Genomic DNA, 397 nt, shown 5'->3' on the forward strand with positions numbered 1-397 from the left:
CCGATGAACATGGGCGGGGCGGATCTGCGGCTTAAATTCTCGGGAGATTCGCTAGGGGATTTGTACGATTTGACCGGCGTACTGCTCCCGGATACGCCGCCGTTTGAAACCGACGGACGTCTGGTGGCGAAAATTGACCCGGAAAAATCCTCTGTTTTTGATTATCGCGTTTTCAATGGCCGTATTGGCGACAGCGATATTCACGGAACGCTGGCCTACACCACCGGTAAGCCGCGACCCATGCTGAAGGGTGATGTGGAATCACGCCAGCTGAGGCTGGCCGATTTGGGGCCGCTGATCGGGGTGGATTCAGGTAAAGGGGCGGAACGGGCAAAACAATCTGAACAGCGCAAAGGTGAGAAGAGCGTTCAGCCTGTGGACAAGGTCTTGCCGTATG

1 protein-coding gene is annotated in these 397 nt (G+C 55.9%); it reads left to right on the forward strand.

The genetic code is table 11. The features are described 5' to 3' along the window. Window positions 1-397, forward strand: a 397-nt coding sequence (locus A7976_RS10360) for an AsmA family protein (RefSeq protein ID WP_131801018.1), incomplete at both ends; no start/stop codon positions are given.

It is taken from the genome of Methylobacillus sp. MM3 (assembly GCF_001645185.1).
In the GTDB taxonomy this organism is placed as follows: domain Bacteria; phylum Pseudomonadota; class Gammaproteobacteria; order Burkholderiales; family Methylophilaceae; genus MM2.